Annotated in this window: 21 protein-coding genes; 14 read left to right on the plus strand and 7 right to left on the minus strand. The window is 72.5% G+C overall.

The window, feature by feature from the left end:
* Positions 1–56: 56 nt before the first annotated feature.
* The 4 genes from OG509_RS05645 (at position 57) to OG509_RS05660 (ending at position 4,381) form a co-directional block, all read left to right on the plus strand.
* Positions 57–620 (plus strand): TetR/AcrR family transcriptional regulator, encoded by a 564-nt coding sequence (locus OG509_RS05645; protein WP_406187476.1) that lies wholly within the window; start codon positions 57–59, stop codon positions 618–620.
* Between the two features lie 105 nt (positions 621–725).
* Positions 726–1,892, plus strand: a complete 1,167-nt coding sequence (locus tag OG509_RS05650; RefSeq protein WP_406180629.1) for an agmatine/peptidylarginine deiminase — start codon at positions 726–728, stop codon at positions 1,890–1,892.
* Between the two features lie 27 nt (positions 1,893–1,919).
* Positions 1,920–2,621, plus strand: coding sequence for an urease subunit gamma (locus OG509_RS05655; protein WP_406180630.1), 702 nt, complete (start codon positions 1,920–1,922; stop codon positions 2,619–2,621).
* Between the two features lie 113 nt (positions 2,622–2,734).
* Positions 2,735–4,381: an urease subunit alpha gene (locus OG509_RS05660; protein WP_406187477.1), complete on the plus strand. Its 1,647-nt coding sequence runs from the start codon at positions 2,735–2,737 to the stop codon at positions 4,379–4,381.
* On the opposite strand, the gene OG509_RS05665 is transcribed toward OG509_RS05660, so the two are convergent.
* Positions 4,369–4,977, minus strand: a complete 609-nt coding sequence (locus tag OG509_RS05665) for a TetR/AcrR family transcriptional regulator (RefSeq protein ID WP_406180632.1) — start codon at positions 4,975–4,977, stop codon at positions 4,369–4,371. The genes OG509_RS05660 and OG509_RS05665 overlap by 13 nt on opposite strands.
* Positions 4,978–5,248: 271 nt before the next feature.
* On the opposite strand from OG509_RS05665, the gene OG509_RS05670 reads away from it, so the two are divergent.
* From OG509_RS05670 to OG509_RS05695, 6 genes are read left to right on the plus strand one after another with little or no spacing between them, the layout of a single operon-like run.
* Entirely contained in the window at positions 5,249–6,271 is a 1,023-nt protein-coding gene (locus tag OG509_RS05670) for an agmatine/peptidylarginine deiminase (protein WP_406180634.1), read from the plus strand.
* Positions 6,272–6,298: 27 nt separating this feature from the next.
* Complete coding sequence (locus OG509_RS05675; protein WP_406180636.1) at positions 6,299–7,957, plus strand: ABC transporter substrate-binding protein; 1,659 nt, start codon at positions 6,299–6,301, stop codon at positions 7,955–7,957.
* Positions 7,954–8,913 carry an ABC transporter permease gene (locus OG509_RS05680; protein WP_406180638.1) on the plus strand — a complete coding sequence of 320 codons (960 nt, stop codon included), beginning with the start codon at positions 7,954–7,956 and terminating at the stop codon, positions 8,911–8,913. The genes OG509_RS05675 and OG509_RS05680 overlap by 4 nt, the downstream gene beginning before the upstream one ends.
* Entirely contained in the window at positions 8,910–9,767 is an 858-nt protein-coding gene (locus OG509_RS05685; RefSeq protein ID WP_406180640.1) for an ABC transporter permease, read from the plus strand. Before OG509_RS05680 ends, OG509_RS05685 begins: the two co-directional genes overlap by 4 nt.
* Complete coding sequence (locus OG509_RS05690; protein ID WP_406180642.1) at positions 9,764–10,813, plus strand: ABC transporter ATP-binding protein; 1,050 nt, start codon at positions 9,764–9,766, stop codon at positions 10,811–10,813. Before OG509_RS05685 ends, OG509_RS05690 begins: the two co-directional genes overlap by 4 nt.
* On the plus strand, positions 10,810–11,607 hold the full coding sequence (locus OG509_RS05695; RefSeq protein WP_406180644.1) for an ABC transporter ATP-binding protein: 798 nt from the start codon (positions 10,810–10,812) through the stop codon (positions 11,605–11,607). The genes OG509_RS05690 and OG509_RS05695 overlap by 4 nt, the downstream gene beginning before the upstream one ends.
* Before the next feature lie 21 nt (positions 11,608–11,628).
* Here the strand turns inward: OG509_RS05695 and OG509_RS05700 are convergent, their stop codons facing one another.
* Positions 11,629–12,252: a TetR/AcrR family transcriptional regulator gene (locus OG509_RS05700; RefSeq protein WP_406180646.1), complete on the minus strand. Its 624-nt coding sequence runs from the start codon at positions 12,250–12,252 to the stop codon at positions 11,629–11,631.
* A 175-nt stretch (positions 12,253–12,427) separates the two neighbouring features.
* Between OG509_RS05700 and OG509_RS05705 the strand changes: the two genes are divergently transcribed.
* Both OG509_RS05705 and OG509_RS05710 read left to right on the plus strand, forming a co-directional pair.
* Positions 12,428–13,606: an agmatine/peptidylarginine deiminase gene (locus tag OG509_RS05705; protein ID WP_406180648.1), complete on the plus strand. Its 1,179-nt coding sequence runs from the start codon at positions 12,428–12,430 to the stop codon at positions 13,604–13,606.
* Between the two features lie 100 nt (positions 13,607–13,706).
* The gene (locus tag OG509_RS05710) at positions 13,707–14,648 is read left to right on the plus strand and encodes an ADP-ribosylglycohydrolase family protein (protein WP_406180650.1); all 942 of its coding nucleotides are present in this window, start codon (positions 13,707–13,709) and stop codon (positions 14,646–14,648) included.
* 48 nt (positions 14,649–14,696) lie between these two features.
* On the opposite strand, the gene OG509_RS05715 is transcribed toward OG509_RS05710, so the two are convergent.
* Positions 14,697–15,887: an acyl-CoA dehydrogenase family protein gene (locus OG509_RS05715; protein WP_406187478.1), complete on the minus strand. Its 1,191-nt coding sequence runs from the start codon at positions 15,885–15,887 to the stop codon at positions 14,697–14,699.
* A gap of 182 nt (positions 15,888–16,069) precedes the next feature.
* Here OG509_RS05715 and OG509_RS05720 point away from each other — a divergent pair, with 182 nt between their 5' ends.
* Positions 16,070–16,858, plus strand: a complete 789-nt coding sequence (locus OG509_RS05720; protein ID WP_406180652.1) for a hypothetical protein — start codon at positions 16,070–16,072, stop codon at positions 16,856–16,858.
* A 37-nt stretch (positions 16,859–16,895) separates the two neighbouring features.
* Here OG509_RS05720 and OG509_RS05725 read toward each other — a convergent pair whose 3' ends face one another.
* Entirely contained in the window at positions 16,896–17,732 is an 837-nt protein-coding gene (locus OG509_RS05725) for a ketose-bisphosphate aldolase (protein WP_406180653.1), read from the minus strand.
* Positions 17,729–18,631 carry an SIS domain-containing protein gene (locus OG509_RS05730; RefSeq protein ID WP_406180655.1) on the minus strand — a complete coding sequence of 301 codons (903 nt, stop codon included), beginning with the start codon at positions 18,629–18,631 and terminating at the stop codon, positions 17,729–17,731. The genes OG509_RS05725 and OG509_RS05730 overlap by 4 nt, the downstream gene beginning before the upstream one ends.
* A gap of 150 nt (positions 18,632–18,781) precedes the next feature.
* Here OG509_RS05730 and OG509_RS05735 point away from each other — a divergent pair, with 150 nt between their 5' ends.
* Entirely contained in the window at positions 18,782–19,561 is a 780-nt protein-coding gene (locus tag OG509_RS05735) for a DeoR/GlpR family DNA-binding transcription regulator (RefSeq protein WP_406180657.1), read from the plus strand.
* A 63-nt stretch (positions 19,562–19,624) separates the two neighbouring features.
* On the opposite strand, the gene OG509_RS05740 is transcribed toward OG509_RS05735, so the two are convergent.
* Positions 19,625–20,539, minus strand: coding sequence for a LysR substrate-binding domain-containing protein (locus OG509_RS05740; protein ID WP_385577171.1), 915 nt, complete (start codon positions 20,537–20,539; stop codon positions 19,625–19,627).
* A gap of 41 nt (positions 20,540–20,580) precedes the next feature.
* A complete protein-coding gene (locus OG509_RS05745) occupies positions 20,581–21,789 on the minus strand; it encodes a glycine C-acetyltransferase (protein ID WP_406180659.1) in 1,209 nt (402 codons plus the stop codon).
* Between the last annotated feature and the right edge of the window lie 82 nt (positions 21,790–21,871).

Here is a 21,871-nt window from a genome sequence, read left to right on the forward strand (position 1 = left end):
AGGCGTCATGCGCACCCAGGTAGGGTGTCGGCGTGGCGGACCGTCGAACAGCAATCATGGAAGGGGCCGCGCGGGTCATCGCCCGACGCGGCGTGCGCGGCCTGCGCGTGGAGGAGCTCGCCTCCGAGGCGGGCGTGTCCACGGCGTTGATCTATTACCACTTCAAGGACCGCGCCGGAATCCTGCGCGCGACGCTGGAGTTCATCAACGACCGCGCCGGACGGTACACCACGGAGCGGGAGGCCGACGCTCCCGCGCTGGACGCCCAGGGCGAGCTGGAGGAGACCCTCCTCCTCGAATTCCAGGACAGCCCCGAGGTACGGGAGAACAGCACGGCCTGGGGCGAGCTGCGCGCGACGGCCGTCTTCGATCCCGACCTGCGCGAGGACCTGGCCCGCGCCACCCTCGTCTGGGTGCAGGAAGTGGGCGAGCTGCTGGGCCGGGTCCGGCCCATGGCGGGAGCCGCTGCGCTCGCCGGCGCCGCCGAGCGCCTGACGGCCCTGGTGGAAGGCCTGAGCTCACGCTGGCTGAGTGGCAGCCTGCCGCTGGCGCACGCGCGCGAACTGGTGACCACGGCCATCGCGGCCGAGCTCCGGCACCTGGGGCAGCCGGGCGGGTAGCCGCCGCGGCGAGTACGAGCCCCACCCCAAGCCCCTCCCTCCGGGTAGGGGCTTCTGTTCGTCCCGCGTATTGGCTGAATTTTCAGTCAATGACAGAGTCGGGACATGAGCACCTCCCACGACAACGGCCGCTCCCTCCTCAGCCGCCTGTTCGGTTCCGGCCAACCCTCGCGCAGGCGCGTCCTCGGCGCCGCGGGGCTCGGAGCCGCGGGTGTGGCGCTGGGCACCATGGCCGCGGCCCCGCAGCGGGCGAGCGCCGCGATACCGAGCCGCCGGGTGGACCGGGACGACGTACCGCATGCGCGTACGTGGATGTCCTGGCCCTCGCGGTCTGCCATCTGGGGCGGCCGGCGCCTCGCCGGGGTACAGGAGGACATCGCCCTGATCGCCCGGACCGTCGCCCGCTGCGAGCCGGTGGTCCTGTGCGCCCCGGACTCCTACACGGCCGCCAGGGCGCGGTCCCTGTGCGGACCGGGGGTCACGGTGCTCGACTCGATCCCCGCGGACGACCTCTGGATGCGGGACATCGCACCGGTCTTCCGCCGTGACGGCCGCGGCGGGCTCGACGCCCTCGGCCTCAACTTCAACGGGTGGGGCGGCAAGCAGACGCACTCCTACGACGCCGATGTCGCGCGGCTCGTCGCGGACGACGGCCATCTGCCCTTCATCAGGACGGACTTCGTCGGCGAGGGCGGGGCGATCGAGACGGACGGCGACGGCACCCTCATGGCCACGGAGAGCAGCCTGGTCAACAAGAACCGCAACCGGGGCATGAGCCGGGCCGAGATCGAGGGCGCCGTCCTGCACGCGTACGGCGCGGACAGGATGATCTGGGTCCCCGGCATCAAGGGCAAGGACATCACGGACGACCACATCGACGTGACCTCGCGCTTCGTGCGCCCGGGTGTGGTGATGGTGCAGGTCCCGCCCGCGGACCGGGACGACGTCTGGGCCCGCGACGCCCGGGAGCAGTTCTCGATCCTCTCCCGCGCCACCGATGCCCGGGGGCGGCGGCTGAAGGTGATCCGGGTGGAGGGCCCCGACACCGTCCGGTCGAAGGACTCCCAGTTCGTGGACTCCTACCTCAACTTCCACGTGGTCAACGGAGCGGTCATCACCGCCCGGTTCGGGGACGCGGTGAAGGACGCCGCCGCCCTGCGCGCCCTGGCTGAGGCCTTCCCCGGGCGGGCGGTCGTCCAGATCGACGTCGACCGGCTCATGGCGGGCGGCGGCGGCATCCACTGCTCCACGATGCACGAGCCGCTCCCGTAAGACCTCCGAGCACCGAATCGAGGCAGTATGCGACTGACACCCACCGAGCGGGACCGGCTGCTTATCTTCACGGCAGCGGAACTGGCCCGCGCCCGGCGCCGCCGGGGTGTGAAGCTCAACGTTCCCGAAGCGACCGCGCTGATCACGGACACCGTGTGCGAGGCGGCCCGGGACGGACGCCGCCTGGCCGAGGCGATCGAGGCCGGGCGCAGCGTCCTCGGCGCCGACGACGTACTGCCCGGCGTACCCGACGTGGTCACCGGCCTCCAGGTCGAGGCGGTGTTCGACGACGGGACCCGGCTCTGCGTCATCGACGACCCGCTCAGGCAGCGGGGTTCACTCGGCCTCGCCGCCCCCGGTGCGACCCTGCCCGGGGACGGCGAGGGCTACCGGCCCGCCGAACCGACGCTGCGACTGCCGGTGCGCAACACAGCGACCGTGCCGATCAGCGTCTCCTCGCACTTCCACTTCTTCGAGGCGAACCCCCGCCTCGCCTTCGACCGCGCGGCGGCGTACGGCACGAGGCTCGCCGTTCCGGCCGGCTCCACGGTCCGCTTCGATTCCGGATCCACCGTCTTCGTGGAGCTCCTGCCGATCGGCGGGGCGCGCGTCGCCATCGGTTTCGCCGGGCTCGTCGACGGACCGCTGGACGCCCCGGGCGCCCGCGAGGCGGCGCTGGCCAAGGCCCGGGCCACGGGCTACCTCACCGCATACCAGGAGCAGGCATGAGTGGCAGCGTCTTCGACGCCGCCGGCTGTCACGGCCGGCCAGGCGCGGCCCCGGCCGACGGCAGGGACCCGTACGACTACGTCGCCGTGCACGGGCCGCGGGCCGGGGACCGGATGCGGCTGGGCGACTCGGGCCTCATCGTGCGCGTCGAGTCCGACTCCCAGCGGCCCGGCGACGAGTTCCTGGCCGGGTTCGGCAAGACCGCCCGCGACGGACTGCACCTGAAGGCCGCCGCCGTCCGCGAGACCTGCGACCTGGTCATCAGCAACGTCCTCGTGATCGACGCCGTCCTCGGCATACGCAAGACCAGCATCGGCATCCGCGAGGGCCGTATCGCCTCCATCGGACGGGCGGGGAACCCCGACACGCTGGACGGGGTCGAGGTCGTGGTCGGCACCGGGACGACCATCGTCTCCGGCGAAGGCATGATCGCCACCGCCGGCGCCGTCGACACCCACGTCCACCTGCTCTCGCCCCGCATCATGGAGGCTTCCCTGGCCTCCGGCGTCACCACGATCATCGGCCAGGAGTTCGGCCCGGTCTGGGCGGTGGGCGTCAACTCCCCCTGGGCGTTGCGCCACGCGTTCAACGCCTTCGACGCCTGGCCCGTCAACATCGGCTTCCTGGCCCGTGGTTCCTCCTCCGACCCGGCTCCGCTCATCGAGGCCCTGGCGGAGGGCGGCGCGTCCGGCTTCAAGGTCCACGAGGACATGGGCGCGCACACCCGCGCCCTGGACACCGCCCTGCGGGTCGCCGAGGAGCATGACGTCCAAGTCGCCCTGCACACGGACGGGTTGAACGAGTGCCTGTCCGTCGAGGACACCCTGCGCGTCCTGGACGGGCGTACGATCCACGCCTTCCACATCGAGGGCTGCGGCGGCGGACACGTCCCCAACGTCCTGAAGATGGCGGGCGTGCCGAACGTCATCGGCTCCTCCACCAACCCCACCCTGCCCTTCGGCCGGGACGCGCTGGCCGAGCACTACGGCATGATCGTCTCGGCGCACGACCTCAAGGTCGACCTGCCCGGCGACGCCGCGATGGCCCGCGACCGGATCCGGGCCGGAACGATGGGCGCCGAGGACGTCCTGCACGACCTCGGGGTCATCGGCATCACCTCCTCCGACGCCCAGGGGATGGGCCGCGCCGGCGAGACGGTACGCCGTACGTTCGCCATGGCCGGGAAGATGAAGGGCGAGCTCGGCCCCCTGGACGGCGAGGGCTCGTACGGTACGGAGGCGAGCGGGGACGACAACGAGCGCGTCCTGCGCTACATGGCCAAGCTGACGATCAACCCCGCCATCGCCCACGGCTTCGCGCACGAGGTCGGCTCGATCGAGGTGGGCAAGCTCGCGGACATCGTCCTGTGGTGGCCCCAGTACTTCGGCGCCAAACCGCAGCTGGTCCTCAAGGCCGGATTCCCCGCGTACGGGGTGACCGGCGATCCGAACGCCTCCACCGACCGGTGCGAACCACTCGTCCTCGGACCGCAGTTCGGAGCGCACGGCGCCACCGCCGCCGACATCTCCGTCGCGTTCGTCGCGCAGGCCGCCGTCCGGAACGGCGATCAGATGCCGACGCGCCGGCGCCGCGTGGCGGTCCGCGGGACGCGGGGCATCGGACCGGGGAACATGCTCCGCAACGCCCGTACCGGCACGGTCGACGTACACCCCGGCACGGGCCTGGTCTCGCTCGACGGCGAGCCCCTCGTCTCGGCGCCCGCCGATTCGGTCTCGCTCAGCCGCCTCTACTTCCTGTAGCCGGCTCCGAACACCTCAGGCTCAGCGGTGGTGTTCAGCTCCACCTCGATGGCGTCCATGAGGAGCCGGCGTGCGTGCTCCAGGGGCAGCGAGCCGCTGAGCCAGCGGACGCTGAGGCCTTCGAGGAGGGCCGTCAGGCGTTCGGCCGCGGCCGCGTGCGCCGGCGCCGTGCCCATGGGCCGGGCGTGCGCGAGCAGGTCGGCGATCTCGTGCACCCAGGTGTGCGTGGCCCTGGCCACGTCCTCGCGCAGGTCGGCGTCGAAGACGGCGCTGGCCCTGAGCTCTCCCCACGCGGTGCTGTTCTCCCGTACTTCCGGGGTGTCCTGGAGTTCGAGGAGCAGTACCTGCGCCAGTTCGGTCCGCGGGTCGAGGGAGTCCAGTGCGGGATCGCGCTCCGCCGTGTAACGGTCGGCGCGGTCGCTGATGAACTCCAGGGTCCGGCGGAGGATCCCGGCGCGATCGGTGAAGTGGTAGTAGATCAGCGAGGTGGACACCCCCGCTTCGGCGGCGAGCTCTCCCACGCGCAGTCCGCGCACGCCGCGGCGCGCGATCACTCGCGTGGCGGCCCTGAGTATTTCCGTTCGACGGTCTGACACGAGGTGTCACTCTACCCGCCGAGCCGGTCACATGGGGCCATTTCCTGATCGAACAGTCAGGCACTTCCCCAGCCCGGTTGCCCACCATATCTGCTGGTCAGACACCCGGACTTGCGGCGCATCACAGCACCCCAGCGCCCACGAATCCCCTCGCAGGGCGCGCGACTGGCCGAATCGACGAGCACTTGACCAGAAGCATTGACTGAATTTTCAGTACGGAGGAGGATGCGGGGCACACGCCCCTCCCCTCCCTTCACACACAGGAGCGACCATGACGGATTTCCGGATGCCGGCCGAGTGGACCGAGCACGAGGGCTGCCTCATGGCCTGGCCCACGCGTCAGGAGCTGTGGGGTGAGGTCTTCGACGAGGTGAAGACGGAGTACGCGCAGGTCGCCGGCGCCATCGCGCAGTTCGAGCCGGTGACCATGGTGGCGCTTCCCGGCTCCGGCGCCGAGGCCCGTGAGCGGTGCGGTGAGGGCGTCACCGTCGTGGAACTGCCGCTGGACGACTCCTGGTTCCGGGACTCGGGACCGATCTTCGTGCTCGGGCCCGACGGGCGGCGTGCGGGGGTGGACTTCCGCTTCAACGCCTGGGGCGGCAAGCACCACCCGTACGACACCGACGACAAGATGGCGGCCGCCCTGCTGGAGCACTTCGGCGTGGAGCGCATCGCCTCCCCGATGATCCTCGAAGGCGGCGCGATCACCGTCGACGGCGAGGGCACGCTCATCACCACCGAGCAGTGCCTGCTGCACCCCAACCGCAACCCGGGGATGAGCAAGGAGGAGATCGAGGCCGAGCTGATTGCCCGCCTCGGCGTCACCAAGGTGATCTGGCTGCCGTACGGCGGTCTGCTGGACACCGAGACGGACGGGCACGTGGACGGGGTCTGCGCGTTCGTCGCCCCCGGCAAGGTGGTCGTACAGCTGCCGAGCGACCCGGAGCACCCCGACCACGAGCGGATGCGCGTGAACCGCGCCGTCCTGGAGGAGGCCACCGACGCCGCCGGGCGCCGACTGGAGATCGTCGACCTGCCGCAGAGCGCCTTCGTCGAGGTGGCCGGCCGTGAGACCGAGGTCGGCTACCTGAACTTCTACATCGCCAACGGCGGGGTCGTCGTCCCGGTCGCGGGCGTCCCCGAGGACGAGGGGGCGCTCGCCGTCATCGCGGCCGCGCTGCCCGGCCGCAAGGTCGTCGGCGTCCGCTCCCGCGTGATCGCGTACGGGGGCGGCGGCGTCCACTGCATCACCCAGCAGGTGCCGTCCCCGGTGCCCGTCGCCACCTCCCGCTGAGCGCCGAGCAAGGAAGAGAGAGCACCGATGCCGAGATCCCTTCCCCGGTCCGGGACCCGCACCGCCGCCCGCACCGCGGCCGCCCTCACCGCCCTCGCCGCCGTCTCCCTGGTCGCCGCCTGCTCCGGCCCGCCCAAGGACGGACCGGCCCCCGGGAGCGCCGCGTTCAAGCTCTCCGCGGGCACCCCGGCCGCCGCCGGCGAGCTGGACTCCTTCACCTGGGCCCTGTACGCCGAACCGCCCACGCTCGACTACATCGCCGCCTTCGACTACCCGCAGAACACCATCGTCTCCAACCTCTGCGAGAGCCTGATGCGGTGGACCCCGCAGCTCACCGTGGCTCCGGGCCTGGCCGAGAAGGCCGCCAACCCGGACCCGAACACCTGGGTCTACGATCTGCGCCCGGGCGTGAAGTTCCACGACGGCGGGGTGATGACCGCGGACGACGTGGTCTTCAGCCTCGGCCGGCAGCTCGACCCGGAGGGCGGATCGGCCTGGAACAGCAACTTCGCCAACGTCGAGTCGATCACCAAGACGGGCCCGCTCCAGGTCACGGTCAAGCTGAAGCAGCCGGATGCGCAGTTCCCCCAGTACATGGCGACCGCCGCCGGTGTCGTGGCCTCGAAGGCCGGTGTCGAGAAGGCGGGCAAGGACTACGGCACCTCGGGCAGCCTGGACTGTACAGGCCCTTTCAAGCTGGGCACCTGGAACAAGGGCCAGTCCATCGAGCTCCAGCGCTTCGACGGCTACTGGGGCGCCAGGGCGAAATCGGCGAAGGCGGTCTTCACCTTCCTCACCGACCCGTCCGCCCGTACCAACGCGATGCTCAACGGCGAGGCCGACGGCGGGTACCTGATCCCCACGGAGAGCTACGACCGGCTGAGCAGGAGCGGGGTGGGCACGCTCTGCTTCGGCGAGGGACTCAGCACCGTCAACGTCAACGTCACCAGCATGAAGGGCGCGCTCGGCGACGTACGGGTCCGCCGGGCCCTGTCCATGGCGCTGGACCGCCGGGGGTTCGTCAAGGCGGGCCTGGGCGGCGCAGGCACCGCCACCAACTCCCTCACCACCAAGGCCGTCTGGGCCGCGGCCCCCGAGGACGTCCGCAAGGCCGCCTTCGACGGACTGCCGTCACCCGAGCAGAACATCGAGCAGGCCAAGGCGCTGATCAAGGAGGCGGGCGCCACCGGCAAGACCGTGACCATCGCCACCAGCGCGATCGGCCAGGACGTATCGCTGCTGGCCACCGCGGTCCAGGCCGCCGGGAGCAGGATCGGGCTCGACGTCCGGCTGAAGACCATCGCCCCGAACGCCTTCACCGCCCTGTTCACCGACCCCCAGGCGCGCGAGGGCCTGGACATGTTCCCGGAGACGTACTACGACTCCATCACCGACCCGATGGACCTGCTCGGCAACTTCCAGACCGGGACGTTCCAGAACTACGCCGGCTACAGCGATCCGGCGTACGACGACCTCGTCACCAAGGCCCGGGCCGAGTACGACCCGGCCCGGCGGATGGCGACGGCCGCCCAGCTGCAGAAGAAGGCGGCCGACGAGGTCCTGTGGATCCCCGTGGCCGAGTGGCCGACGGCCCTCTTCCTGAACAAGCGGATCACCGGCGCGCCGACCACCATCTCGTACCTGTACTACCCGTGGGCCGCCGATGTCGGGGCGGCCGCGCGATGAGTTTCCTGAGATTCGCCGTACGCCGGCTGGCCGAGATGGCAGCCACCCTGTTCGGCGCCTCGTTCGTCATCTTCGGCGCGATGTACCTGGCGCCCGGCAATCCGGCGAGCTTCCTGCTCGCCGGGCGGTCGGCCTCCCCGGAGGCCCTGCGGGCGATCAACGCTCAATACCACCTGGACGATCCGTTCGCGGTGCAGTACGTGCGCTGGCTCGGCCAGGTGGTGCAGGGCGACTTCGGGCGCTCGATCACGTACCGCACCGACGTGTCCCGGCTGCTGGCGGACCGGCTGCCCAGCACCCTGCTGCTGATCTCCATGGCGCTCGTACTGGTCCTCGCCGCCGGCCTGCTGCTGGGCTGGATCGGCGCGGTCCGCGGCGGCGCCGCCGATTCGACGATCCTCGTCACGACCACCTTCGCGATCGGCACCCCGTCGTTCGTGGCCGCGGTCCTGCTCCAGGGCCTGTTCGCGGTGAAACTGCACTGGTTCCCCACCGGGGGCACGGGCGAGGGCCTCGGCCAGATGCTATGGCACCTGACGCTGCCCGCGGTCGCGCTGGCCCTCTACCTGATCGGGATGCTCGCCCGCGTCACCCGGGCCGCGATGCTCGAAGTCCTCGGCCAGGAGCACGTCACCGTCGCCCGCAGCCGCGGGGTCGCCGAACACCTGGTGGTCCGGCGGCACGTGTTCCGCAACGCCCTGGGCACCGTCCTCACCACGGGCGGGCTGATCGTCTCCACCCTGCTGGTCACCACCGTCCTGGTGGAGTCCGCGTTCAGCGTGGGCGGCATCGGCCAGCTCCTCGAACTGTCCACCACCACCAAGGACTTCCCCACGGTGCAGGCCATCTCCCTCATCATGGTCGCCCTGTTCATGACCGTGAACCTCTTCGTCGACCTGCTCCATCCGCTGGTCGACCCCCGGGTCGCCCTCGGCCCCCGGAAGCAGGCCGCATGAGCGCCACCGCCCTGCTGCGCCGGCCCGGCCTCGTCCGGATCCGGAGCTCCCGCGCACCCCTGTCCGCGCTCTGCCTGGGCTTCGTCGCCCTGGTCGTGCTCACGGCCCTGCTCGCCCCCTGGATCGCCCCGTACGATCCGAACGCCGTCGACCTGGGCAACGCCCTGGCCGGGCCGTCCGCGGAGCACCTCCTCGGGGTCGACGCCTCCGGGCGCGACACGCTGTCCCGGCTGGTCCTGGGCGCCCGTACCTCCCTGCTCGGCCCGCTCGGGGTGGTGGTCTTCTCCACCCTGGCCGGGGTCGCCATCGGGACGGCCGCGGCCTGGCGGGGCGGTTGGCTGGACTCCGTCCTGTCCCGCAGCACCGAGCTCGTCTTCGCCTTTCCCGGCATGCTGCTGGCCATCCTGATCGTGTCGGTCTACGGGGAGGGGTTGCCGGCGCCGGTCATCGCGCTGGCGATCGCGTACCTCCCGTACGTCAGCCGGCTCACCCGCTCCCTCGTCCTCGCCGAGCGGATGCGCCCGTACGTGGAGGCCTACCGGGTGCAGGGCCACTCCGGACTGCAGATCTGCCTGCGGCACGTCGTCCCCGGGGTCGCCCCGGTCGTCCTCGCCCAGTCCACGATCAACTTCGGCTACGCCCTGATCGACCTGGCCGGCCTCTCCTTCCTCGGCCTGGGCGTACCCGCCCTGACGCCCGACTGGGGCCGCGTGGTCTTCGACGGCAAGACCGCCATCCAGTCCGGCTACCCGCTCTCGGCGATCGTGCCGTGCGCGGCCATCGTCCTGACCGTGGTCGCCTTCAACGTCGTCGGCGAACGCCAGGCCGACAAGGTCGCCAGGAGGGACCGTTGAACACCCTCGACATCCAGGCGCTGCGGCTGTTGCTGCCGGACAGTGCCAGGCCCGTCCTCGACGGCGTCGACCTCACCGTCGCCGCCCGGGAGACCGTGGCCCTGGTCGGCGAATCCGGCTCCGGCAAGACCCTCACCTCGCGCAGCGTGCTCGGCCTGCTGCCGGCGGGTGCGGCGGCGGAGGGGGCCGTACGGGTCGTCGGCGACGACGTACTGACGATGACCGCCGGGCAGCTGCGGCTCCTGCGGACGAGCACGGCGGCCATGATCTTCCAGGACCCCCGGGCCGCCATCAACCCGATGCGCCGCGTCGGCGACTTCCTCACCGAGAGCCTGCGGCTGAACGCCCGGATGAAGAAGGACGCGGCCCGGGCGCGGGCGGTACAGATGCTGGAGGCCGTCGGTCTCTCGGCGGCCGCGCTGCGGAAGTACCCGGGGCAGCTCTCCGGCGGCATGCTCCAACGGGTCATGATCGCGGCGGCGCTGATGGGCGACCCGGCGCTGATCCTCGCCGACGAACCCACCACCGCCCTCGACGTCACGACGCAGGCGGAGGTGGTCGCGCTCCTCGGCGAGCTGCGCGAGAGCTTCGGCACCGGGCTGCTGTTCGTGACCCACGACCTCGGGCTCGCCGCGGCCATCAGCGACCGGGTGTACGTGATGTACGCGGGCCGGATCGTGGAGACGGGCCCCGCCGAGGAGCTGTTCGCGCGGCCGCGCCACCCGTACACGGCCGCGCTCCTCGATTCCACCCCGCGGCTGGACGCGCCGCGGGGCCGGCTCGCCGCGATCGAGGGCCGGCTTCCGAGCCTGCGCGAGGAGGTGGTGGGGTGCCCGTTCGCGGCGCGGTGCGCGTACGCGACCGACCTGTGCGGCCGGGAGGCGCCCGCGCTGCTGCCGCTCGCGGAGGGCGTGGCGGGTGTGGCAGGCGTGGCGGGCTCCGCGGGGGCGGCTGGTCATCTCGCCTCGTGCCACCACAGTGACCGGGTCCGCGGCGCGTCGGCCGGGCAGGACCGGTCCCCCGCCCGAAAGGAGAGCCACCGATGAGGAAGACCGTGCTGGAGGCCGTCGGCCTGCACCGGGCGTACGGGCCCGTCCGGGCGGTGGACGACGTCTCGTTCCGGCTGGCCGAGGGCGGCTCGCTCGGCATCGTCGGCGAATCGGGCTCGGGGAAGACGACCACCGCCCGTATCGTCGTCGGTCTCGAACGGGCGGACGCCGGTCAGGTCCGCGTCCACGGCCGGGACCGGGGCGATCGCGTACGCGGCAAGGCGCAACGCCTCGCGCGGGCCCGGGAGGTGCAGATGGTCTTCCAGGATCCGTTCCTCTCCCTGGACCCGCGCACGACCGTGGGCGGGGCGCTCCGCGAAACCCTGCGGCTGCACTTCCCCGAAGCCGATCACGGCCGGCGCATCACCGAGTTGCTCGACCAGGTGGGTCTGGGGGCACGGGAGGCGGACGCCCTGCCGCGGCAGCTTTCGGGCGGGCAGCGCCAGCGCGTCGCGATCGCCCGGGCGCTGGCGGTGGAGCCCGCCGTCCTGGTGCTCGACGAGGCGGTGGCCGCGCTGGACGTGTCCGTGCAGGCGCAGATCCTGAACCTGCTCGCCGACATCCGTGAACAGACTGGCATCGGCTACCTGTTCATCACCCACGACCTCGGCGTCGTGCGCTGTGTCACCGACGATGTCGTCGTCATGCGGCACGGCCGGATCGTCGAGGCGGGCCCGACCGCTCAGGTCCTCGCCGCGCCGGAGCATCCTTACACCCGGCTGCTGTTGGAGTCCGTCCCCCGGCCGGGCTGGGATCCGCAGGGCATCGCGGCGGCGCGGCGCGCGCTCTGAGAGGGGGGCGGGCGGCGCGGATCAGGGGCGGCGTACGGCTGCCGCGGTGAGGCCCTCGACGAGGACGCGTACGGTCGCCTCGGGGTCGACGCGGGGGTCCAGGGACTGGAGGGCGGCGAGCCCGTCGGCTGCGGCGGCCAGCGCCGTTCCCGGCGGAACGGGGTCGAAGGCTCCGGCGTGCTCGTCCGCCAGCACCTGGAACAGCCGGACGAAGCACTCGCGCCAGCGGCGGTACTCCCCGTCCACCGCGGCCCGGACCCGGTCGTCGTTCAACGCGAACCAGTGGAGGGCGGAGTGCAGGCGTGAGAGGTCCGGGCCCTCGGGCTGCGTGAGCAGTCCGATCACGCGCTCGGCGCGCTCGGCGAAGGAGCCGGGGCGGTCGACCGCGGCTTCCATCGGGCCGATCCACTCGGGCCCGATGTCCGCCACCACGGCCACGATCAGGTCGGTGCGGTCCTGGAAGTGGTAGTGGCACATCCCGTGCGAGATCCCGCAGAGCGCGGCGACGTTGCGGGTGCTGAACCGGGCGAATCCCTCGCCGGCCAGCAGGGTACGGGCGGCGGCGATCAGCCGCGCGCGGGTCTGCTCGCCCTTGGCGGACGACCGCCGCCCGCCCTCGCCCTGTGCTGCCAGTTCTGCTGCCACGGCGTCACTCTAACGACCCCGCGTCCACCGCACCGGTGGAACGATCACGCCCCTCCAACTCCCTTTCCGTATAGGCAAGTTGAAGCTGCACGAATTATTGACCGAGCGCTCGGTCAGTAATACGTTCCGGGCCAATCGGTGGAGCGATCCACCCCTGGCTGATCGGAGAACAGTGATGAACGATCACGCTGCACCCCAGGACCCGGCCGGCAGAACGCCGCGGCGGAGCCTGGACAGGCGAGGCTTCCTCACGGCGGCAGGTCTCGCGGCCGCCGGCGCCGCACTGGCCGCCGCGGGCGGCGAGGCTTTCGCGGCCACCCGCCCCTCGGGGAGAACGACGGCCGCCGGCGGGTTCGCGGTCCCGCTCGACACCGTCCGGCACACCCGTACCTGGATGGCATGGCCGGACAGCTCGGCCATCTGGGGGCGGAAGCTGGCGGGCGTCCAGGCCAACATCGTGCTCATCGCGAAGACCGTCGCCAAGTACGAGCCGGTCGTCATGTGCGCCAATTCGGCGAGCGTGTCGAAGGCGATGAGCGCCAGCGGACCGGCCGTCACGGTGATCGGCTCGATCCCCGTCGACGACTGCTGGATGCGCGACAGCGGACCGGTGTTCCGTACGAACGGCGCGGGCGGACTCGACACGGTCGGCCTGAACTTCAACGGCTGGGGCAACCAGCAGACCCACGCCAAGGACTCCCTGGTCGCCGCGCGGATCGCGGCCTACGTCGGGGTCCCGTTCACCACCGCCGCCTTCGTGGGCGAAGGCGGCGCGGTGGAGACGGACGGCGCCGGCACCCTCATGGCCACCCGCAGCAGCATCATCAACCCGGACCGCAACCCCGGCCTGACGCAGTCACAGATCGAGGCGGCGATGTGCGGCGCCTTCGGCGCCTCCAAGGTGATCTGGTTCAAGGGCGTCCTCGGCCGGGACATCACCGACGACCACGTCGACGCGACCTCCCGCTTCCTCGCCCCCGGCCAGGGGCTGGTCCAGATGCCGCTGTCGAGCGACACCGACCCCTGGTCGAACGACGCGCGCCAGCAGTACCAGATCCTCTCCACCTCCACCGGCACCCAGGGCAACCCCATCTCGGTCACCAAGCTCCAGGGCCCGGACTACAACCTCATCCGGTCCACCGACCCGAACTTCGTGGGCGCGTACGCCAACTACTACGTGTGCAACGGGGCGGTCATCGCCCCCCAGTTCGGCGACACCCGCGCCGACGCCGGAGCCAAGTCCGCCCTCCAGCGCCTCTTCCCGGGCCGCACGGTCGAGCAGCTCAACATCGACAGCCTCGGCGCGGGCGGCGGCGGCATCCACTGCGTCACCCAGCAGCAGCCCGCCCCGTAACCACACCCACCACACCCACCACACCCACCGCACGGAATGCGCGGGTGCCCCGGGAAAAACGTCCTTCACCGGGGCGCCCCCGTCCTGTGATACTGCTCCGATGATCAACCCACCTACCGCTGCGCTGGACTCGTTGTCCGGGCTCGCCTTCGGTGACGCCTTCGGTGACCGCTGGTTCGGCATCCTGCGCCGCGAGGGCCCAGCGGCCCTGGAAGCGCGGATCCTGCCCCCGGAGCCGCTGTGGCGGTGGAGCGACGACACCGCCCAAGCCCTCGTTCTCGTCCGGGAACTCGCCGAGGGCGGCGGCACCGTCGACCAGGACCGCTTCGCCCTTCGCCTCGCCGAGGCCTACGCCGACGACACGCACCGCGGCTACGGGGCCTCGATGCACGACGTGCTCCGCCGGATCGGCGCGGGCGAGCCCTGGCCGGAGGTGGTCACCGGTCAGTTCGACGGCCTGGGCTCCTGGGGCAACGGAGCAGCCATGCGCGTCGCCCCGCTCGGCGCCTGGCACGCCGCGGACCTCGACACCGTCGCCGAGCAGGCCGCCAGGCAGGGCGCGGTCTCACACCACCACCCGGAGGCCGTCACCGCGGCGGTGGCGGTCGCCTTGGCCGCGGCGCTGGCCACCCGCAGCCGGGGCGGGGCCGCCCCGGCGCGGCCGGACTTCCTCCGGGCCGTCGCCGAACGGCTCCCCGTCGGCGACGTCCGGTCCGGGGTGCGGATCGCGGCCCGGATGCCGGAGCACACTTCGGTCCGGCACGCCGCGGAGGTACTGGGCTCCGGCTACCGGATGTCCGGACCCGACACCGTCCCCTACGCGCTCTGGTGCGCGGCGGGACACCTCGACGACCTGCACGAGGGCCTGTGGTCGACTGTCGCCGGGCGCGGCGACATCGACACCACGTGCGCCATCGCGGGCGGGGTCATCGCCGCTCGCACGGGCGTCGCGACCCTTCCGCCCGCCTGGCACGCGGCCCTTGAACCGCTGCCCCCGGCCGTGTCGGCGACAGACCGGAGCGGGATCGATTCCCGGCCTTGATGCCAACTGTCCTTCTCTTGCGCCGACTACGGTTCCCCGTCACGGCGTTCAGCGGCGGACTCGGGGCATGCCCAGGCCGATCCAGGAGATGATCTCGCGCTGGATCTCGTTGTTGCCGCCGCCGAAGGTGAAGATGACCGCGCTGCGGTAGCCGCGTTCGAGTTCGCCGTGCAGGACCGCGCCCGCGGAGCCGTCCTTGAGGGAGCCGGCCGCGCCGACGACCTCCATCAGCCAGGCGTACGCGTCCCTGCGGGCCTCGGAGCCGTACACCTTGACGGCGGAGGCGTCCTGCGGGGTCAGGGTGCCGTCCTGGACCGCGTTGACCATCTGCCAGTTGAGCAGCTTCATCGCGTCGAGGCGGACGTGGGTGCGGGCGAGGCGGCCGCGGACCCAGGAGAGGTCGATGACGCGGCGGCCGTCGGCGAGCTTGGTCTCCGCGGCCCAGCGCTGGACGTCGTGCAGGGCGCGGATGGCCATCGTGCCGTGGGCGGCGAGGGTGACGCGCTCGTGGTTGAGCTGGTTGGTGATCAGGCGCCAGCCCTTGTTCTCCTGGCCGACGCGGCGGCTCGCGGGTACCCGGATGTTCTCGTAGTAGCTGGCGGTGGTGTCGTGCGAGGCGAGGGTGTTGATCAGGGTGCAGGAGTAGCCGGGGTCGGCGGTCGGTACGAGGAGCATGGTGATGCCCTTGTGCGCGGGGGCTTCCGGGTCGGTGCGGACGGCGAGCCAGACCCAGTCGGCGGTGTCCCCGTTGGTGGTCCAGATCTTCTGCCCGTTGACCACGTACGTGCCGGTCTCCTCGTCGCCCTCGCGGACCGCCTTGCACTTGAGGGCGGCGAGGTCCGTACCGGCGTCCGGCTCGCTGTAGCCGATGGCGAAGTCGATCTCGCCGGAGAGGATGCGCGGGAGGAAGTACGACTTCTGCTCGTCGGTGCCGAACTGCATGATCGTGGGGCCGACGGTGTTGAGCGCCATCAGCGGGAGCGGTACGACGGCCTGCGCGGCCTCGTCGAAGAAGATGAACTGGTCCATGGGCGACATCCCGCGGCCGCCGTACTCCTTGGGCCAGCCGACCCCGAGCCAGCCGTCGGCGCCGAGCTTGCGGATCGTCTCCCGGTAGAAGCGCTTCTGGGCGGCGGGGTCCTCGTAGCGGGCGTAGACGTCCTCCGGCACCAGCTCGGCGAAGTAGGCGCGCAGCTCGGTGCGCAACTGCTGCTGCTCAGGCGTGTATTCGAGGTGCACGGCCCCTCCGGGTGTCTCGCGGTCCAGCCGGTCGCTGTGGTGGCGGCGCACAGAGTAGAACGTGTTCCAAGAAGGGGGAAGGACTCGCGGGCCCCCGTTTCCGCCGATCGGCCGTCCGGGCGCCGGTCCGTGACCGACAATGGGCGTGCGGGGCGCGGGAGTTCGAGGATCCGGGGGGACACGTGGACGAGCAGGCCTGGGAGCGGGAATTCGCCGGGCGGGACCGGCTGCCGGAGCACCGGGATCTGCCGGGAGGTCAGGACCGGATGCCGGGGCGTCAGGACCGGCTGCCCGCCGGCCGGGCCGAGGACTCCGGGGGCGTGACCCAGATCCACGAGCCGGGAGCGCTGCCCGTCGATCCCGAGGCTCCCGACCGCCTGCGCTCGTGGGAGCTGCTGCCGGACGACGTACGGGCCAAGGCGCTCGAAAAGGCCGGCCGGTCCCTGGTGTGGTGGGCCCAGACCTACTCCGACGGCACGCCGTTCGCGCTGGTGCTGGGAGACCGGGGTCTGTGCCGGGTCCAGCCGGTGTACCGGGACGGCAGGGCGCAGGAGCACCGGGGTGAGCGGGTCCGGGTGGAGCCCGGCTCGCTGCGGACCCGTTCCTTCGACGTGCGTACGCCGCCGGCGGGCGGCGGCCCGGCCGCGGCGCCGGGCCGTCCCGGCGCGCCGGTGGAACGGCTGGTACTGGACCCGCCGGAGGCGCAGGGGGTGCTCGGGCACTTCCCGCTCGACGTGCAGGACTTCCTCCAGCGGCCCTTCCTGGCCGGCCGGCGGACCGTCACGGCCGAGTGGTACTACGAGGAGACCGTCGAGCCCTCGCACACCGGTCTGTTCGTCCTCCTGTGCCTGTCCACCGACCGCCACGTCACCGCGATCGAGGCCCGTCGCACCCTGGCGACGGGCGCGACACCGGACCGGGCCCGCTGGCACGCCCTCACGTGCCACGAGGCCCGGCTCGTCCCCCGCTGACCGACCCCCGCGCCGCGCCGCCCGTCCCGCCCCGTCGTCAGTTCAGCGCCGTGATCATCGCCGCGGCCGTCGCGGCCATCGCCGTACGGGCCGCCGTCAGGTACGGCCGGGGGTCCGCCGGGGTCAGGTGGGTGCGGATCGCCTCCGTCATGGCCACGTTCAGCGCGGTGCCGATGTTGACCTTGCGGATGCCGCCCGCCACCGCTGCCGCGAGTTCCGCGTCCGGCAGCCCCGAGGAGCCGTGCAGCACCAGCGGCACGTCCACGGTCTTGGCCAGGCGCGCCAGCAGCGCGTGGTCCAGCTCGGCGGTGCGGCTGGTCATCGCGTGGCTGCTGCCGATCGCCACGGCCAGCGCGTCGACACCCGAGTCGGCCACGAACCGCCGGGCCTCGTCCGGATCCGTACGGGCGCCCGGCGCGTGCGGGTCCAGCGGCGCCGCGCCGTCCTTCCCGCCCACCTCGCCCAGCTCGGCCTCGATCCACAGACCGTTGGCGTGCGCCCAGTCGGCCGCGGAGCGGGTGGCCTCCAGGTTCTCCGCGTACGGGAGCTGCGCGGCGTCGTACATCACCGAGCTGAACCCGGCGTCCGCGGCCTGCCGGAGCAGGTCGGGGCTCTTGACGTGGTCCAGGTGCAGGCCGACCGGGACCCCGGCGGCCTCCGCGCACGCGGCGGCGGCGCGCGAGATCGGCAGCAGCTGACCGCCGCGGAACTTCACGGCGTTCTCGCTGAGCTGGAGGATGACGGGCAGACCCGCCCGCTCCGCCCCGGCGACGACGGCCTCGGCGTGCTCCAGCGTGATGATGTTGAACGCGGCGACGGCGCGGCCGGCGGCAGCCGCGTCGAGGACGAGCGTCCCGGCGGAGACGAGGCTCATCGGACCGCCTCCTCACCGGCGGTGAGGATCACCGAGCGGGTCAGGTTCCGCGGCCGGTCCGGATCGAGGTCCTGGTGGGCGGCCACGGCGAGCGCCAGCCGGTGGACCCGTACCAGCTCGGCGAGCGGGTCGAGCCGGCCGGCCACCCACTGACCGCCGGTGGCCCGCACCTGATCGGCGAGCCCCTCGGGGGCCTCGCCGAGCGACCAGGTGAGGGTGCCGGGCCCGGTCACGCTGATCGGGCCGTGCCGGTACTCCATCGCCGGATACGACTCGGACCAGGAGAGGGAGGCCTCGCGCATCTTCAGCGCGGCCTCGTGCGCGAGGCCCACGCTCCAGCCGCGGCCGAGGAAGGTGAACTGCCCGCGGGTCGCCGCCTGTTCGGGCAGTGGTTCGGCGAGCGCGGTCCGGGCGTCGGCGACGGCGGCGGGGGTGTGCTGGCCGAAGTGGGCGCGCAGCAGGGTCAGGGCGGTGGTCGCGAAGCGGGTCTGCACGACGGACTGCTCGTCGGCGAAGTCGAGGACGACGAGCTCGTCGGCGAGGGTCATCACCGGGGTCGCCGGGTCCCCGATGACGGCGGTGGTACGCACTCCGGTGTCCCGCAGCCCGGCCAGCAGGTCGAGCACCTCGGTGGTGGTGCCGGACCGGGTGAGCGCGACGACCCGGTCGTAGCGGCGGTGCAGGGGGAACTCCGAGGCGGGGAAGGCGTCGGTCTCCCCCTGCCCCACCTCCTCGCGCAGGGCGGCGGCCGCCTGGGCCATGTAGTACGAGGTCCCGCACCCGACGATCGCGGTACGCTCCCCCGGCTGCGGCAGCAACGCCCGGTGGGCCGGGGCCAGTTCGGCGGCCCGCTCCCAGCACTCGGGCTGCGTGCCCAACTCGTACGCGACGTGGCTCATGGCGGCTCCCTGGCGTGGTGGGTGCAGTTTCCTGCAAGGTAGCGGCCCATTTCACGCAACTTCAAGCACCCTGAGGGGTTGATCTCCTGAGTTAATGTCGACGCGTAGGCCGTTGGAGTACACCCGAGGGGGTCGATCATCGTGGGGTCCATGACCCGCAAGGAGCGCTGGCAGACGCTGCTGGACCTGCTGGTGGAGCGGGGCGAGCTGGAGGTCGAGCCGACGGCGGAGGCCCTCGGCGTGTCCGCCGCGACCATCCGCCGTGACCTCGACCAGCTGGCCGAGCAGCAGCTGCTGGTCCGCACGCGCGGCGGGGCGGTGGTGCACGGCGTCTCGTACGAGCTCCCGCTGCGTTACCGCACCTCGCGCCGCGCGGCGGAGAAGCACCGGATCAGCGCGGCGGTGGCGGAGCTGATCACCCCGGGCGAGGTGATCGGCCTGACGGGCGGGACCACGACCACGGAGGTGGCCCGCGCCCTGGCCGGCCGCCCGGACCTCGCGGCGGGCTCGCCGGCGCTGACGGTGGTGACCAACGCGCTCAACATCGCGGGCGAGCTCGTCATCAGACCTCAGTTCAAGATCGTCCTGACGGGCGGGGTCGCCCGCCCCCAGTCGTACGAGCTGACGGGCCCGCTGGCCCAGCAGGTCCTGGGCCAGCTGACGATGGACACGGCGGTGGTCGGCGTGGACGCGTTCGACCCGGCGGACGGTGCGGCGACCCGCCACGAGGACGAGGCGGCGATGAACCGCCTCCTGTGCGAACGGGCCCGCCGGGTGGTGATCGCGGCGGACTCCAGCAAACTCGGGGTCCGCGCCTTCGCCCGCATCTGCCCGACACGGTCGGTGGACGTCCTGGTGACGGACACGGCCCTCCCGGACGACGTGGCGGCACGGTTCGAGGCGGCGGGGGTGGAGGTCCGGAGGGTGTAGTCGACGCCGGGTCGACCCGACGCGCCACGCCCCGTCCCGTCCCGCCCCGCCGCGCCGCGCCGCTCAGTGCGTCGGGAGCCTTCCCGCCTCCTCCGACAGGGCTGCCAGGATCGGGGCGATCAGGGGGTGGGATTCCGCGCCCCGGCGGGTCGCGGCGAAGACCCTCCGGGTGGGCGTCGCGCCCGATACCGGGCGGACCTGGACCTCCTTGAGGTCCATGCCGCGCAGCGCCGAGCGCGGGACCAGAGCCACCCCGGCCCCGGCGCCCACCAGGGCCGTCACGGCGCGGAAATCGTCCGAGGAGTGCACGAACCGGGGCTGGAACCCGGCCAGTTCGCAGGCGAGCAGGGTCACGTCGTGGCACGGGTTCCCGGGGTACTGCCCCACCCAGTCCGCGCCGGAGAGCTCCGCCAGCGGGACCTCCGGGAGGTCGGCCAGGGCGTGCCCCGAGGGGAGCACCGCGTCGAAGGGCTCCGCGTACAGCGGGAGGACCGACAGGCGGCCGTCGTCGGCGCCCGGGGCGCCGCGGTACTCGACGGCCAGCGCGAGGTCGGCCGCGCCGTCGAGCAGCAGGGGCAGGCTCTGATCGCCTTCCGCGTCCCGTACGCGCAGCCGGATGCCCGGGTGCTCGCGGGCCAGGCGGGCGATGGCCGGGGCGAGCACCTCGGCGATGCCCGTCGCGAAGGCGGCCACCGTCACCTCGCCCGCCGCACCTCCCGCGTAGGCCGCGAGCTCGGCTTCGGCACGCTCCAGCTGGGCGAGGACCTCGTGGGCGTGCCCGAGCAGGATCTCGCCGGCCGCCGTCAGCCGTACGCCGCGACCGCTGCGGGTCAGCAGTGCGTGCCCGGTCTCCTGTTCCAGCGCCGCGAGCTGCTGGGAGACGGCGGAGGGGGTGAGGTACAGGGCTGCGGCCGCGGCGGTCACCGTACGGTGGTCCGCCACGGCCCGCAGGATGCGCAGCCGGCGGGGGTCGATCACCCCACCATTCTCGCAGGTGGAGCGCCCTGCCCGACCCGCGCTCAGGCCTCCGTGGCCGCCAGGGCCGCACGGGCGTCCGCGAAGGCCGCCACCGCGCGTTCCACGTCCGCCGTCGAGTGGGCCGCCGAGAGCTGGACCCGGATGCGGGCCGCGCCCATCGGGACCACCGGGTAGGAGAAGCCGATCACGTACACGCCGCGCTCCAGCAGCAGCTCCGCCATCTTGGCCGCCTCCGCCGCGTCACCGATCATCACCGGGGCGATCGCGTGGTCGCCGGGGAGGATCTCGAAGCCGGCCTCGGTCATCTTCGTGCGGAAGAGCGCGGTGTTGGCGGCGAGCCGCTCGCGCAGGTCGCCCGCCGACTCCAGCAGGTCCAGGACCTTCAGGGACGCGGCGGCGATGACCGGGGCGAGGGAGTTCGAGAAGAGGTACGGGCGCGAGCGCTGGCGCAGCAGCTCGACGATCTCGGCGCGGGCCGCGACGTAGCCGCCGGAGGCGCCGCCGAGGGCCTTGCCGAGGGTGCCGGTGATGATGTCGACGCGGTCCATGACCCCGTGCAGCTCGGGCGTACCGCGGCCGCCGGGGCCGACGAAGCCGACGGCGTGCGAGTCGTCGACCATGACCATGGCGTCGTAGCGCTCGGCCAGGTCGCAGATCTCGGCGAGCGGGGCGACGTAGCCGTCCATGGAGAAGACGCCGTCGGTGACGATCAGCTTGCGGCGCGCGCCGCCCTCGGTGGCTTCCTTCAGGCGGGCTTCGAGTTCGGCCATGTCGCGGTTGGCGTGCCGGAAGCGGCGGGCCTTGGACAGGCGGATGCCGTCGATGATCGAGGCGTGGTTGAGGGCGTCGGAGATCACCGCGTCCTCGCCACCGAGCAGGGTCTCGAAGACGCCGCCGTTGGCGTCGAAGCAGGAGGAGTAGAGGATCGTGTCCTCCTGGCCGAGGAACGAGGACAGCCGCGCCTCCAGCTCCTTGTGCACCTCCTGCGTACCGCAGATGAAGCGGACCGAGGCCATGCCGTAGCCCCAGCGGTCCAGCGCGTCCTTCGCCGCGGCGACCACCTCGGGGTGGTCGGCCAGGCCCAGGTAGTTGTTGGCGCAGAAGTTGAGGACCTCGCCGGGGGCGCCGCCGGCGGTGACCGCCACGGCCGCGTTCTGCGGGGTGCCGATGACGCGCTCGGGCTTGTGCAGGCCCGCGGCGCGGATCTCGTCGAGGGTGGTGCGGAGGTCTTCGCGTACGGACTCGAACATGGGCTTCGGCTTCTCCTTGTGCGGCGGACGAAGGGGGCCGGGCCCCGCGGAGGGGGGAGGGTGGGCGGGGCCCGGCCGTAGG

The organism is Streptomyces sp. NBC_01006, assembly GCF_045162725.1.
Lineage (GTDB): Bacteria > Actinomycetota > Actinomycetes > Streptomycetales > Streptomycetaceae > Streptomyces.

Excerpts from the sequence above, each read along its gene's own strand:
- OG509_RS05655 (WP_406180630.1), top strand. The coding sequence starts at position 1,920 with ATGCGACTGACACCCACCGAGCGGGACCGGCTGCTTATCTTCACGGCA.
- OG509_RS05745 (WP_406180659.1), bottom strand. The coding sequence starts at position 21,789 with ATGTTCGAGTCCGTACGCGAAGACCTCCGCACCACCCTCGACGAGATC.
- OG509_RS05645 (WP_406187476.1), top strand. The coding sequence starts at position 57 with ATGGAAGGGGCCGCGCGGGTCATCGCCCGACGCGGCGTGCGCGGCCTG.
- OG509_RS05725 (WP_406180653.1), bottom strand. The coding sequence starts at position 17,732 with ATGAGCCTCGTCTCCGCCGGGACGCTCGTCCTCGACGCGGCTGCCGCC.
- OG509_RS05660 (WP_406187477.1), top strand. The coding sequence starts at position 2,735 with ATGCGGCTGGGCGACTCGGGCCTCATCGTGCGCGTCGAGTCCGACTCC.
- OG509_RS05685 (WP_406180640.1), top strand. The coding sequence starts at position 8,910 with ATGAGCGCCACCGCCCTGCTGCGCCGGCCCGGCCTCGTCCGGATCCGG.
- OG509_RS05650 (WP_406180629.1), top strand. The coding sequence starts at position 726 with ATGAGCACCTCCCACGACAACGGCCGCTCCCTCCTCAGCCGCCTGTTC.
- OG509_RS05680 (WP_406180638.1), top strand. The coding sequence starts at position 7,954 with ATGAGTTTCCTGAGATTCGCCGTACGCCGGCTGGCCGAGATGGCAGCC.
- OG509_RS05705 (WP_406180648.1), top strand. The coding sequence starts at position 12,428 with ATGAACGATCACGCTGCACCCCAGGACCCGGCCGGCAGAACGCCGCGG.
- OG509_RS05675 (WP_406180636.1), top strand. The coding sequence starts at position 6,299 with ATGCCGAGATCCCTTCCCCGGTCCGGGACCCGCACCGCCGCCCGCACC.
- OG509_RS05735 (WP_406180657.1), top strand. The coding sequence starts at position 18,782 with ATGACCCGCAAGGAGCGCTGGCAGACGCTGCTGGACCTGCTGGTGGAG.
- OG509_RS05730 (WP_406180655.1), bottom strand. The coding sequence starts at position 18,631 with ATGAGCCACGTCGCGTACGAGTTGGGCACGCAGCCCGAGTGCTGGGAG.
- OG509_RS05710 (WP_406180650.1), top strand. The coding sequence starts at position 13,707 with ATGATCAACCCACCTACCGCTGCGCTGGACTCGTTGTCCGGGCTCGCC.
- OG509_RS05695 (WP_406180644.1), top strand. The coding sequence starts at position 10,810 with ATGAGGAAGACCGTGCTGGAGGCCGTCGGCCTGCACCGGGCGTACGGG.
- OG509_RS05670 (WP_406180634.1), top strand. The coding sequence starts at position 5,249 with ATGACGGATTTCCGGATGCCGGCCGAGTGGACCGAGCACGAGGGCTGC.